The 12,938-nt window shown below is 52.8% G+C and carries 13 protein-coding genes; 3 read left to right on the forward strand and 10 right to left on the reverse strand.

Annotated features, from left to right (window positions below):
* Nucleotides 1–4: 4 nt before the first annotated feature.
* The 3 genes from tnpC to tnpA all read right to left on the reverse strand — a co-directional run bounded on the left by tnpC (nucleotide 5) and on the right by tnpA (nucleotide 2,257).
* Complete coding sequence (gene tnpC, locus SCARR_RS26285; protein WP_168432867.1) at nucleotides 5–1,528, reverse strand: IS66 family transposase; 1,524 nt, start codon at nucleotides 1,526–1,528, stop codon at nucleotides 5–7.
* 64 nt (nucleotides 1,529–1,592) lie between these two features.
* Entirely contained in the window at nucleotides 1,593–1,940 is a 348-nt protein-coding gene (tnpB, locus tag SCARR_RS26290; protein WP_136059629.1) for an IS66 family insertion sequence element accessory protein TnpB, read from the reverse strand.
* Nucleotides 1,928–2,257 (reverse strand): IS66 family insertion sequence element accessory protein TnpA, encoded by a 330-nt coding sequence (gene tnpA / locus SCARR_RS26295; protein ID WP_136059628.1) that lies wholly within the window; start codon nucleotides 2,255–2,257, stop codon nucleotides 1,928–1,930. The genes tnpB and tnpA overlap by 13 nt, the downstream gene beginning before the upstream one ends.
* A 103-nt stretch (nucleotides 2,258–2,360) precedes the next feature.
* On the opposite strand from tnpA, the gene SCARR_RS26300 reads away from it, so the two are divergent.
* Complete coding sequence (locus SCARR_RS26300) at nucleotides 2,361–3,167, forward strand: hypothetical protein (protein ID WP_136065426.1); 807 nt, start codon at nucleotides 2,361–2,363, stop codon at nucleotides 3,165–3,167.
* Between the two features lie 9 nt (nucleotides 3,168–3,176).
* On the opposite strand, the gene SCARR_RS26305 is transcribed toward SCARR_RS26300, so the two are convergent.
* From SCARR_RS26305 to SCARR_RS26330, 5 genes are all read right to left on the reverse strand, one after another.
* The gene (locus tag SCARR_RS26305) at nucleotides 3,177–5,969 is read right to left on the reverse strand and encodes a sulfatase-like hydrolase/transferase (protein WP_168433636.1); all 2,793 of its coding nucleotides are present in this window, start codon (nucleotides 5,967–5,969) and stop codon (nucleotides 3,177–3,179) included.
* 20 nt (nucleotides 5,970–5,989) lie between these two features.
* Nucleotides 5,990–6,364, reverse strand: coding sequence for a sulfatase-like hydrolase/transferase (locus tag SCARR_RS29650; protein WP_136065430.1), 375 nt, complete (start codon nucleotides 6,362–6,364; stop codon nucleotides 5,990–5,992).
* Nucleotides 6,365–6,851: 487 nt separating this feature from the next.
* Nucleotides 6,852–7,106: a hypothetical protein gene (locus tag SCARR_RS26315; protein WP_136065432.1), complete on the reverse strand. Its 255-nt coding sequence runs from the start codon at nucleotides 7,104–7,106 to the stop codon at nucleotides 6,852–6,854.
* Nucleotides 7,107–7,413: 307 nt separating this feature from the next.
* The gene (locus SCARR_RS26320; protein ID WP_136065434.1) at nucleotides 7,414–8,076 is read right to left on the reverse strand and encodes a PEP-CTERM sorting domain-containing protein; all 663 of its coding nucleotides are present in this window, start codon (nucleotides 8,074–8,076) and stop codon (nucleotides 7,414–7,416) included.
* A gap of 518 nt (nucleotides 8,077–8,594) precedes the next feature.
* The gene (locus tag SCARR_RS26330; protein ID WP_168433637.1) at nucleotides 8,595–9,731 is read right to left on the reverse strand and encodes a hypothetical protein; all 1,137 of its coding nucleotides are present in this window, start codon (nucleotides 9,729–9,731) and stop codon (nucleotides 8,595–8,597) included.
* Here SCARR_RS26330 and SCARR_RS26335 point away from each other — a divergent pair.
* On the forward strand, nucleotides 9,718–11,049 hold the full coding sequence (locus SCARR_RS26335; protein WP_168433638.1) for an ISAs1 family transposase: 1,332 nt from the start codon (nucleotides 9,718–9,720) through the stop codon (nucleotides 11,047–11,049). The two genes, SCARR_RS26330 and SCARR_RS26335, sit on opposite strands and share 14 nt — an antisense overlap.
* A 70-nt stretch (nucleotides 11,050–11,119) precedes the next feature.
* Nucleotides 11,120–11,572 (forward strand): hypothetical protein, encoded by a 453-nt coding sequence (locus SCARR_RS26340; RefSeq protein ID WP_136065442.1) that lies wholly within the window; start codon nucleotides 11,120–11,122, stop codon nucleotides 11,570–11,572.
* A 65-nt stretch (nucleotides 11,573–11,637) separates the two neighbouring features.
* Here the strand turns inward: SCARR_RS26340 and SCARR_RS26345 are convergent, their stop codons facing one another.
* A complete protein-coding gene (locus SCARR_RS26345) occupies nucleotides 11,638–11,979 on the reverse strand; it encodes a hypothetical protein (protein ID WP_136065444.1) in 342 nt (113 codons plus the stop codon).
* Nucleotides 11,980–12,177: 198 nt separating this feature from the next.
* Entirely contained in the window at nucleotides 12,178–12,474 is a 297-nt protein-coding gene (locus tag SCARR_RS26350; RefSeq protein WP_136065446.1) for a hypothetical protein, read from the reverse strand.
* Nucleotides 12,475–12,938 lie beyond the last annotated feature (464 nt).

Here is a 12,938-nt window from a genome sequence, read left to right on the forward strand (position 1 = left end):
GCATTTATGCTGACTGTGCGCGGGATGAGTTCCATTGAGCCGGAGTCCAGCTGGCAGCTTCGTTCTGTCCCATGGTTGGAAGGGCTTCGAGCACATCCCGCAAATAGTCGGCGGGGTTGATGTCGAGTTTTCGGCAGGTTTCGATGAGACTGTATATGATGGCGCTATCCTGACCGGATCGGGGGCTGCCGAAGAAGAGGAAGTTTTTCTTGCCGATGGCCGTGGGCCTGATGGCATTTTCGACAAGGTTATTGTCGATTTCCAGCTTCCCGTGCTCAAGAAACAGGTTCAGGCTGTCCCAGCGTTTGAGGGTATAGCTGATAGCTTCTCCGAGCTTGCTTTTGGGCAGTTGTTTTTTCTGTTCACGATCCAGAATGGTTTTTATTTCATTAAGCACTGGAGCAGAGTGTTCCTGCCGATAGGTTGCCCGGTCGAGCTCCGGTTGTTTGCGCAACGTGGTTTCGTTGCGATAGAGCTTCGCAATGAGTTTGATAATTTTCCGGCTGATTGAATCCCCGGCCTCATGAAATTTACGCCGGGCATGTGCCCAGCAGCAGGCATGAATAATATTTCCCTTTTCCTGTTCATGAGCCGGGTCGTTCAGCCATGACGGATAAGAACCGTATCCATCGCTTTGCAGAAGACCGGCGTAATCTGTCAGCATCGAATCAAGACATGATGCAGCACGACTCGGAAACCATTCAAAGAGCACTCCAACGCCTGGACTGTGATAGGCCCATAGGTATCCATTGGGACAATGGTCCTTTTTCGGGTCTTGGTATTTGATAAAAGTTTCGTCGGCCTGAATATACTCACTTTGCCGGATTTCATTTCTCAGTGCTTCGTAGATCAACGTTAACCAGTCGGCGATAAGATACATCCAGTTGCCCATGGTTTTGCGGCTGATTTCGATGCCGTGGCGGTATTTTAAAACCTGTTCCTGACGGTAGAGCGGAAGATGGTCGCAATATTTGCTCAGAATGATCTGTAGGAGCAGACCGGCAGAAGCATAGCTGTTTGGAATCAGTCTTGCCGGAGCTGGTGCGATCAGCGGCGGCACTTCACGGTTATCAATCTCAATAAACTTTTCTCGAATGATTTCACGGATAAAATACCGGGTCGGAACAACGTCGAGCTCCCGTACTTTTTCCTCCCCGATTTTTTTATAGCGACCAGGATTTCCCTGAACCTCATCGGGAATGATGATCACCTGCTCAACCGGCAGGTCTTCCGGGACCCGTTCCTTGAGCGGCTTGCGCTTTCCTCGACGGGACTCAACCGGCTCTGAATCATCCTGTTCGGCCTCTTCCGCTATTTCCAGAGCCTCTTGGGCTTCCTGCAGTTCATCGAGCAGTAGTTCCATCTGATCCGGGCTTAACTTTTCGGAACTGCGCCCGAACAGTTTTTTCAGCAGATACTGAACTTTCTCATTAAGCAGTTTAACTTCGGTTTTGAGCTGAGTGTTTTCGGCATTCAGAGACGTCCGCTCCTTTACCATCAGATCAAAATTTTCCCGGTTAAAATTCATGCCGTACATTATACCAAAACACGTTGAAAATGCGGCACCAACCTGATGGAAAATGCAAAAAAAATCAGCGCTGATACCAAGGTTTGAGCGAGCCTTGTTTTAGATCAACTCCATCGAGCAGCAGGGCCAGCGCTTCCGGAGCAAGACTAAGCTTTTCATCTGCGCCAACGCCTTGAGGCCAACTGAAACAGCCCTTTTCAAGCCGCTTGATAGCAACCCACATGCCGGTACCATCCCAGTACAGCGTCTTGATCCGGTTTTTCCGTCGGTTCGTAAACACAAACAATGTGCCCGAACACGGATCTTCATTTAACCTATCCTGCACTACACAGTGCAATCCGTTGAAGCTCTTACGCAGATCCACCGGCTCAACCGCCAGAAATACCCGGATTGAATTACTTAATCCAAACATCCGGCAGCCTCCCGCAGAACCATACCGAGTTCATTCAGTGACGGAATTGGAAGCTGAACCTCAATCCCGTTCGGCAGAAAGATCTTCAGTTCATCTATCTCAGGAGGTCCGGGCTGAACTTCCACCTCGCAAAAAGCAACCTCAGATTCCTGACGTTCAATTCGCAGCCAACGGGCCAGCGTTTTCGGGTTGATGCTCCATTCCCGGCAAAACGCCGCCTGGGTCAGCCCCGCTGAATTAAACTCCTCGATCAGTTCCCGGCGTTCTTCCTCCGTATAGGAAGCCCGCCCCGACACATTGTTTTCATTCGTATCCATGCCTGACAAATTATCAGGCTTTGCCGGAGCTGACTACGGGGTGAAAGAAGAGGCGTTTACCATATGGTGCTGGAGACGCCGGAAGCAAACCTGGTTGGCGGGGATGAAATGGTTTCAGGGTACGTACACGAAGCGGTACAACGCGCAAAATAAGAAGTGGGGCCATTTATTTCAAGGTCGCTACAAATCGGTTGTGATTGATCCTGAAGAGGCCGGGTATTTTCGCATCGCCTGCGATTATGTGCATTTGAATCCGCCCCGGGCGCATTTAACGGGCGGGGCCGGCTGGCCAGGTTTGAAGGATTTCAAATGGTCGAGCAGCTGGTATCTGGGACGGCCTGCTCGCGGCGATCCACCCTGGTTGAAACTCGGAAGGATTGTGGAGGAGCAGACGCGGCGGATGCATGGCCATTCGGCTCGGAAGGAATATTTGAGGTCTCTGGAGGAGCGTGTAGCCGAGGAAGGCGATCCGGTTGACGGAGCGGCCCGCGCGGAACGGTATAGACATTTGCAGCGGGGCTGGTGTTTCGGAACCGATGAGTTTAAAACGGAACTGCGCGATGAACTGGATGCGAGTCTTGAAAAACTGAACCGGGAATCGATGACCGGCGAGCCGCGACGAATGCATGATGAAAGCGAAGCCGTTCGGTTGCTCCGGCAGGCTAGTGCGGTTGTTGGGCTGGATCTCGGGGAAAAAGAGCGGTTGAAAAAGAAGGATCCGCGCAAGGAGGTTGTTGCGTGGTTCCTGCGGAAAAAGACCCCAATGGGACTTGAATGGATTGCAGGGGAGCTTGAAATGGGCAGTCGCGCGAATGTCAGCCGTGCGTTTCGAAACGTTGAAGACACGAAAGACGTCACGGTAAGGAAGTGGAAACGCGAGCTTCAGAAAATGTACGGATGTGCTCACTGACACCTTTTTTTAATCAAGTACTCTTCTTTTTACACGAAAGAAGGCTTTGTCCGTGGAAGTAGGGAGATTAATTTCGGCATCGAAGCCGTCATCCGTGTAGACAATCTGGTCGGCCACCCATGCCCCGGATATCAGGTTCGTGGTTTTCTCCACGATGAAGGATTCCCCCGGCACACCAAACCAGGACAGCCGCAGCGTGCCGTTGGTGGGATGCAGATCGCGATCAATGGTGATGGATTCCGGCATAAGCGGATCGGTGCCGTTCGCCTGCTCCTCAGCGTTGGTAAAACCGTCCTGATCTGTGTCTGCAGTACCATCCAGTGCAAAGGTCAGCAACTCGCTTGCTTCCCACTCATCGGGGAGGCCGTCGTTGTCGACGTCAGCGTCTTGAACGCCGTCGCTGCCCGGCCAATTGTTGGCATCGGGAAATGCATAGAGGGCGTTGTTGGCTTTCATATAGTCGCGCAACCGGAGCCACAGCTCCCACTTCCTGCCAACCTCGATGGCAGAAATATCGTTATCCTCCTCGATGCGGTCTTCCAGGTTGTAGAGCTCGATGGCACCGGTCTCGAACTGGACGACCAGCTTGTAGTCGCCGTCGTGGATCACGGCGCGCGGACGCTGGTCCTTAGGATCCGTATTCACAACATAGTGCGGCGCATAAATAACCATTTCCCCTGGGCGCTCAATCATTGGCAATGGCTGATTCCCAGCGTTTATCCGGTTGATGGTTTCCACCCAGCTTGCGCCGTCGATATTGGCCGGAAGGCCTGCAACGGAACCGGTCGCCCACTCCCAGATGGTGGGCAGAATATCGATTCCCATCACCGGAACATCGCACTGGGATTCCGTCGGAATTCCGGGACCGCGTACGAAGGAGGGCACGCGTGTGCCCCCTTCCCATTGCTCCGGTTTATGGCCGCGCAAAGGTGTATTGTCGGAAAGCTTCGCAGGCGCACCGTTGTCGGCTTGGTAGATCACATAGGTGCTGTTGCGGATGCCCAGTTCGTCGATCTTTTCGAGCACCAGCCCGATACCATTGTCCATATCGGTGACCATAGCCGCATAGGTACGTGAACTGTGGCGTGTGCCAAGTGGAATTCCTTCATAGACATCGTAGGCCGCTTGCGAGAACTGGATGTCGCTATGCACCGCGTAGTGCGACACCTGCAGGTGGAACGGGACCCGGTCTCCAACCGTGCTTTCCATCCAGGCCGTGCTTTGACGGGCCATGCTGTAGATCAACTTTGGATCTTCCACCGCCACGTTGTCCGGCCCCGCGCTCCCTTCCGCGTTGCCCGTTGCGCCGTTATGGGCATCGTATCCGTGAGCGCCTGGCCCTCCGCCATTTAAATGCCATTTGCCGAAATGCGCAGCGGCATATCCAGCCCCGGAAATGGTTTTCAGCAGCTCGGCAATGGTGGTTTCCTCCGATTGGATTTCCGTGACATGTTTTCCGGGGGAAATGAGCAGATAGCCTGTATTCGGCGTCGGATCGTTGTTCCGGTTTACGATGTCCGTAAAACCGAGATGCGTGCAGGTTTTGCCGGTCTGCACCGCGTATCGCGACGGCGAGCAATTCGGGGCTGGCGAATATGCGCGCGAAAAGCGCATGCCCTCGGCCGCCAGTCTTTCGATATTTGGCGTAAGGTGATAATCGCTCTTCGAATAGAGTCGGTTGGTATCGGTCATGGTCGAAAGCGACGTCCAGCCTTGGTCATCGGTGTAGATCAGCACAAAGTTGGGATATTCGCGGACATCCACCACAACCTCCCAGGAGCTGGTTACCGAAGTACCGTCCACCGTTGTATAACGAAATCCGTCCAGACCGGAAAAATCCCCGTTCGGGGTATAGACCACGCTGTCACCTCCCACAAAGGCAGAGCCGTTGGTCGGCATCGTGATCGAGAGCAACGTTAATCCATCGCCTTCATCGTTCCGCAAGATGTCGAGCGGATTCGATGCGGAACCGACAAGCACCTGGAAATAGTCGGCACCATCAATGACCGGTCGATCATCAATGATCGGTCGATCGCCAATCGGCGAAGCGATGGATAGATTGTCGACCGCGATGCCCGAACCGTCCTGGCGGCTGCTCAAGGCTACGAAATTTTCCATGGTGCCATTCCATGAAAGTTGGGTCTGGGAAATCTCAGCGCCATCAAAATAGACCACCGCCAAAACCTCCGCACCGGAGGTGAATTCATCAAAGAAAAAATCAGTCTGGAGCAAACCTCCAGCTGGAGCGGTAACCAGGTGGGATACTCCGCCTGCTGTCCCGGATGTAAATATCTGGATGCTTCCGCCGATTGCTGGAGACCAGCCCACAAAAAAATCGGCTACGCCCGCAGTGCTTCCAGAATACTTTCCACGCGGTCCGTTGTTGCCGCTGAAATCGAGATCCAGAAGCGCCATTTCGGAGAAGGAAAGACCGATACCGAATCCACACCAACGATCAGTGTCGGTTTCGGTTCCGTTGTCGGTAATGTTCATAGAGATGCTAAAGCCGCCTTCGGCCAATATCGCAGCGTTCGTGAAATTATAGGAGGTCAGCCCTACCACGCTGGCGCTGGGGCCATCGGCTAATTTTAGTTCATTTCCAAACACACGCGTGATCGCGTCGCTCCCCGCGCTATCCGTCTCGCCATAGGTCATCGGCGCAGCCAGGCCACCCATGCCATTGACGAGCGCGTCGATATCGTTGTCGTCCGCTCGGTCGAAATCGTCCTGAAAACTCACTTCCGCGCGTGACAGCATCGCCATTGTAATCAAAACCAATACACTGGACCATCGAAAGAACATAACACACCTCGTTTGTTTTATCATATTGATAGGAAATCGCTTTTTAGGCGATTCGGAGACACCCCCGAAAAGGTCGGTTTCATGTGAAAATTATAGTGAAAGATGTAGTGGGAGACTTGTTTTTTTGTCAAGACTGGCATCAGATCACTCAGCAAGGCCGATCGGATCGGCCCGCAGGCGGGCGATGCCACAAACGCGTTTTCGAACACCAAACCGTCCTTCGCCAAAGACGCCATCATCGGCGTCCGAACCTCGGAATTTCCATAAACGGAACATTCCGCCCGCCCATGATCATCCGCCAGATAAATAACGATGTTGGGCTTATCCGCTCCGAATGCCGACGAGACATACCATAGTGCAAAAAGAATTTTGGTATACATACGCATGAGAGTCATCCTTCATTCCTGTTTGAATTGAAACACCAACTAAAAGAATAGAGCGTAACATACAATTTGGTGTAAATCTTGTCACACAAACTAACGACAAGCCACCAAGGCTGTTCACCTGATCAAGCAGAGAATTAATGGCCTTCCGGACTTCGGGTGAGTTGACGAGGTTGTTCTTTTCGCCAGGATCACGATCGAGGCGGTAGAGGGCATGCGGCTTGCAGGAACCGTCAGACTGATCAACCGCAATCAGCTTGTTACCTTCGCGATCAAGCACCCCGTTGTTACGCATAAAATAACGACTCGGCTGACAAACACCGCCAGCGCAGTGACCGTTGGTAAAGAGCGTCCCCTCACCCTCCAGTTTCTGAATGTTCGGGGTCTGTAACCGATGTGCTCCAGCTTGATATCGAAAAAACGAAGATACGGCTGGTCGTCGCCAATCTAACGGTCACGCATCAAACACCGATGATTGATCGGTGGGGCGGTTGGTACGTTACTGGTCGAACGGGTAATGATGATCATCAAGGCAATCTACCCGACGATGACGCAGTACGAACGGATGCCCGTTTTCCACAATCGTCGCGTCAGACAGACCCGATCCATCGAACCAATGTACTGCGGGATCGTTTTGAAGATATTGCGAACCTGATGGCGTCAGCACGACCGAGACCGGCTTGATGATCGTATTCGCTGAAGCAATAGCCGCAATCAAACCCACGAAGAACAATATGCATACTTTTTTATTCATACCTATTTCCTAATTTACACCGAATCAGCACAATACCGTAGACCACTGCCAACCCTATTCGCTCAATAAAATTCCTGCTAATGTAGCACGATGAAGGGATTGAGCATATACTGCCTTTATTCAACCCGTTGACCGGCCCTCCACGCACCACCGACCATTCAACCGGAGAGTCGCGCGCCGCGCGACCGGGCAGACAGCGTCGGCCCCTCCACGCACCGCGAAAATAAACCGGGATATCTCCCGACCGAAAACAAAAAAAACACCGGCTCAAATGAACCGGTGTTGTCATCATATTCTTAGAATACGATTAGATCATTAAACGGCGACGGATGAATAAAATTGCACCGCCAAATGCTCCAAGCAGACCGAGTGTAGCCGGTTCCGGAACGGCGACCATTCTGATTTCAGAAAATGCCACAATAGACTTCGTTGCATCAAAATTGTCGAGCGCCATACGGATATGAGTAACCCCGGGAAGGCTCGTGCCGAGCGTTTGTTCTTGACCAACGATTTGTGCTATTACATTCGGGGTTTCCGCGAACGAGAGCGTTTCAGCGGAAAAAAAGTTAATTCCATCCGAAGACCAGGAGATTGCTGCGTTTTCAACACCGCGAACTGTTGAGCCAATGTTTCCGTAGTTCCAAAGAATCATCCCGCCAACTTCATAGGTTCCACCAAGATCAAACGTGAGTTCTGCAAGGCCATCTGTCGAATAACGAATCCTGGCCATACGACTAAAGTTTTCCCCATATTGATGCGTTGGTAAAACAGCGGGGACTGTATCTCCGTTTTCAACAATCGTCGCGTCAGACAGACCCGATCCATCAAACCAAGCGTCTCCGCCGGCTGTTTCAATGACATTGTCATTTCCATTATCCGTAAGTACCACGGAAATTGGAGTGATGATCGTATCCGCCAAAGCGGCACCGGCCACCAAGCCTGCCGCGAGTATCATGATGTATCTTTTCATTTATTTCTCCTTATTTAGGTTTACTATACCTGCTTCATGAGAACCCTTTCCTCATGTTCTGAAGAAACAGTAACTGAGGACGACGTCTTTGTCATGTCACCTAAACACATTACACCGCCTGGTAGACTGTAAATCTAACTGTCCGAAATTGGAGAATGAAGAGCCTCATGCCAAAATGAACCTTTTCTCCATCTACCAAAAACAAAGAAAAGGGACATCGGTATGAGGCAAACTAAAGATATCAACCAGACACGGAAGAACAAGCATTTGAATTGGGAAGAGCGCATTCAGAGAGAGATACGTCAGCGAGTGGGGCTCTCCACAGTTCAAGTCGGAATGCGTATTGGCCGTCCCGCTCGTACCATCCACCGCGAGATCCGGCGCGGCTGGATACTCCATCGCACGGGCAAGTATACCGTGCAGGAGCGCTATAGCGCTGACCGGGGCGCAAAGAACTCATAAACCGGCGGACGCAAGGACCGCCGCCGACTTAAAGTACCCGGCTCTCCCGGTGGTTCCTATGGGAGAGTCAGCTGGTAATAGCCGTGTGAAAAGGCCGGATCGAGTGGAATGGAATTGCTGAAGCTGCCGGCCTCGTTGATCGAGTCCGACTCGATGATTGTCCAAAGATCGACTGACTGGTTGAGGTTGGTCGATCCGACCACCGTATACGCGGCGCCGACCGTTCCGGTGCCCGTGATAATGAACGCACTTCCCTGCACATTCACTGATGTGATCATCGCATTCGCTATTTTCGGGAATATCCTGATAGCCGAAATCTGTCCTTCTGATCTATCTGGAATACCTCCCAGATCTGTTGAGTAATAAGTGTAAAATAGGGACTCGCTCCCATCGTTATCGGCAAAATATGACGGCTGACCCAAAGAATTCGGGTCAGCGTAGAGAACCGGGTCAACACCTTCCGGATGAGCAGCCGCTACGGCAGCGTTGATCTGGTCAACAGTAACAACGATGTCGAACATGTACTCGCCCGATCCTTCGTCGATAGCCACTGTCCAATCCTGAAAATCATCTTCGCTGAGATCCAGCACTATGCGATATATATCAGCGAAACGATAACTCGGATCATGGCTGACATAGAAGTATATCTCCAGCAGTTCCTCGTCGGCAAGCAGGTTAACCGACGTATGATTCATACGTTCAGGAGGGATATATATACCTGTCGCTTCCAGTATGCCGGCCGAATCGGTGGTGCCAATAGACAGTATCGGCACTCCAGGGTTAAGGTTATTGGGATGTCTTTGAAACTCCGACGAGGCCAGGAATGTGCACGCCGGTGAAAGGTATGGGGGCTCATTGTATGTGAACCAGTCGTATGCCAAATAATTGTAAATGGCATCATTCAAATAAAGGGAGGATTCTGTATCTTCCACCAACCATGATAAATAGTAGGCTGGCTCATATATATCTGTCAACACGTCGTCTGCATTAGTAGGCTTCCAGGGATCATCTGGGTCTTCTGCTTTACACAGAACTCCACGTTTTGAAACCGAATAGTACTCTCCCTTGTATTCAAAGACAGGATTCATGGCTGATGCGCACGGCGAGGTAACGCCTTGCAAATAAAATAAATACCATTTTATGCGGGACAATTCCGGCGCATTTCTTTTTACTCCCGGCATGAAAAAGAACATTCAAATGCCGGATTCCCGCGAACAACAGATCCTTGAGGGCCTGGAAATTCGTCTCACCCGAAAGGATGAGCAAGATTGCTATGAGCAGTTTATCGATGAACAACACTATCTAAAAAGCGCCCAACTCGTAGGCGAACAGCTTCGCTACGTGGTTGAGTATGAAGGTAAATGGCTGGCACTGCTCAGCTGGAATGCGGGAAGCTACCATCTGGCAGATCGGGATAAATGGATCGGATGGAGCGATGCGCAGCGGCGCATCCGCCTTCCGTTTGTTGCCAACAACAGCCGATTCCTGATCCTTGAAGGAAAGGGGTGCCCCAATCTGGCCAGCCGCGCCATGAAGCTATGCATGCAGCGGCTCGGCCACGACTGGAACGAGGCCTATGGCCACGGCCTCCTCGTGGCGGAAAGCTTTGTCGATCCCCAGCTTTTCCGTGGCACGGCCTACAAGGCGAGCGGCTGGACGTTATTGGGGGAAACCAAGGGCTATGCCCGCGCCCGCAAAGAATACTATACCGAGCACAACAGTCCCAAGCAGCTCTATGCCCGGGCGCTGCGCCCGGACGCCCTCGAACTCCTTTGCGCGGATCAAATGCCCGAACCGTGGTGCGACGGCGAACTCGAACCCAAGGTGCGCTGCCGCACGAAGAGCGCCGAACTCTGCTCGATCCGCGACATCTTCGAGGAAACCGAAGACTACCGAACCGGCGCCAACTGGAGCTACACCATTTCCGGTCTGCTGACTCTGATCCTGTGTGCAACCCTTGCCGGCATGGCATCCGGGCAGCGCGATCTCGCTGAATACGCACAGGATCTCTCCCAGAGCCAGCTCCGGGCCCTGGGCTTTCGCCGCAACCGGAAAACCGGGAAAATCCCCGCGCCGAGCGAGACCTCCTTCTTCCGCCTGCTGAAGAACATTCCGCCTGATACTCTACAGGAAAAACTGCTCGCCTGCCTCGACCACCTGCTCGGCCCCGCCGCCCCCCGGCTGATCATTATCGACGGGAAAGAACTGCGCTCTTCGCAAGGCCTCCAGCTCGTCAGCGCCTTCTGCGGAGAAACCGGTCGCTTCCTCGGAGCCCAGGCCGTAGAGAAAAAAACAAACGAAATCCCTGTCGCCCGGGAACTCATCAAGGAGTGCGCCGAAGATGGCGCGATGCTTCTTGTCGATGCGCTTCATTCCCAGAACAAACTGGCAAGAACCAGCGTTCAGGAGTGCGGGGTCGATTACTTCATGACCGTGAAAAAGAACCAACCCGCCCTGCGCGAAAGACTCAAAACCACCTTCGAGTCGCACAGCGAATCTTTTTCCCCCTAAGCTCGACATCAAACAAACCACCGAGAAAAACCGGGGGCGGATCGAAGCCCGGGCCGCTGCGGCCTTCGAGGTGGCAAGCGAGAAGGTCTGCTTCCCCCATGCCCGGCACGCCGCCATGCTCATGCAGGCGACCGACGAAAAAAAGGCGGATCCCAAATCAGCGGACGATCTAACCGTCTACCTGCTCACCAGCCGGGGCGGACTCGGAGCCGAAGAAATGCTCTCGTTCAAGCGAGCCTACTGGGATATCGAAAACGGTGCCCACCAGCGGCTCGACTGCTCCCGACTTCAGGAAGACAAGTCGCGCGTCCGGACACGGAGCAACGCCCACAACCTCGGCCTGTTCCGCCGAACCGCTCTATCGCTCGCCCGCCACTGGATCGAGCACCAACCCAACGCCCGCAAGGCAACCACCAACGGATTTATCGCCGCCATGCGCAAAGACAACTCCGAACTCGCCTTCCGGTTGGTAACGGCAAAAACCCCAAAGTGGTTGCCTTCAATCACAAAGGAAACCACATGAATCAGCCATGGACAGGATTCAAAGACACGCTGATACTCTTGACCTAAATTAACTTCGCGCGTATATTAATCGATAGCCACACTCTCCGGCCCATACCCGGCTACACCGCCGCCTTCGGCCAATATCGCAGCGTTCGTGAAATTATAGGAGGTCAGCCCTACCACGCTGACGTTGGGGCCATCGGCTAATTTCAGTTCATTTCCAAACACACGCGTGAGCGCGGGGAGCGACACGCTTCCATCCGTCTCGCTATAGATCATCGGCGCAGCCAGGCCACCCATGCCATCGGCGAGCGCGTCGATATCGTTGTCGTCCGCTCGGTCGAAATTGTCCTGAAAACTCACTTCCGCGCGTGACAGCATCGCCATTGTAATCAAAACCAACACGCTGGACCATCGAAAGAACATAACACACCTCGTTTGTTTTATCATATTGATAGGAAATCGCTTTTTAGGCGATTCGGAGACGCCCCCGAAAAAGTCGCCCTAAAGTCGGTTTCATGTGAAATATTATAGAGGAAGATGTAGTGGGAGACTTGTTTTTTTGTCAAGACTGGCTTCTGCTCCATCCGGGGCATGCCCGGGATGGAACAGAACGGCGGGTGACTAGCAAATCAGTCTCGTTATAGACAAACCTCCCCTATCGCGAACGCTCAGGCGTTCGCGCAAAGGTCGTAGTCCATAACCGGTTCCATGCTGCCACGTGACAACAGTGGTCACGGGATAGTCTGGGAATGGATCTTCGGGAAACAACTCCATCATCCCCTCGCCCGTCGACGGGGCACGGGCGGGATTCAGGCGGGTACCCTCTTCCCACAGGCTCAGGTAACACAGGATGCGTTCAATGACCTCGCGTTCGTCGATGAGGGCGACGATGGCATTTCGCACGAACATTTGGGGCATAGCATGGGATCGGCCTCCCTCACTTTCTTGATGAGCTCGCGCCACTTCTTTGAGGGCATGCAGCGGGGGCGGTGTTCGGAGACGTCGAGGATTTCCACCTCACTGCCGGGCGGCTCCCCTGCCCCGTTTTCTACCTCGGCCAGCAGAGAATTAATGGCCTTCCGGAATTCGGGTGAGTTGACGAGGTTGTTCTTTTCGCCAGGATCACGATCGAGGCGCTAGAAGGCATGCGGTTTGCAGGAACCAACAGACTGATCAACCGCAATCAGCTTGTTGCCTTCGCGATCAAGCACCTGCAGACAGGGCTGCTCCATAGCCAGTGAAACAGTAAACAAAAATGCAGGTTCTCGACCAAATATGTTCTTTTCTTCATGCTTTAGAAGCTATCGTCGAAACAGAAAATATGGCATATCACCAAAACTAATAATAAGCGCTGTAGTTACTTTAGGTGACGTGACAGGCGG

This window comes from Pontiella sulfatireligans, from assembly GCF_900890705.1.
Classification (GTDB): domain Bacteria; phylum Verrucomicrobiota; class Kiritimatiellia; order Kiritimatiellales; family Pontiellaceae; genus Pontiella; species Pontiella sulfatireligans.